Origin of the sequence: Jeotgalibacillus sp. ET6, assembly GCF_029667115.1 — a bacterium.
GTDB lineage: Bacteria > Bacillota > Bacilli > Bacillales > Jeotgalibacillaceae > Jeotgalibacillus.
Genome location: NZ_JARUIU010000368.1, coordinates 1 through 229 on the forward strand (window position 1 = coordinate 1; position 229 = coordinate 229).

1 pseudogene is annotated in these 229 nt (G+C 31.4%); it reads left to right on the plus strand.

Annotation, left to right across the window (positions count from 1 at the left end):
• A pseudogene (locus P6709_RS20440) lies at positions 1-229 on the plus strand (DUF262 domain-containing protein); the annotation flags it as partial.

The window sequence follows — 229 nt, forward strand, 5'->3', positions numbered from 1 at the left end:
TAAAAAAAAGAAACAGTGAAGAAGAGTTGTATGAGCCTAGCAGAATTACAAAGACAAAGTTTTTACCTTCTCTTGAGGGTAAATGGTGGGAAAATAAACATGACACCACAAACAGTTTAAGTGCTGATTTAAGAAGAAGAATTAAGATAAGTAAACTAGATTTCATAATTATCGATAGTACTACGAACCCTAAAGCCAAATATCAGATGTTTCAGAGGTTAAATACAAA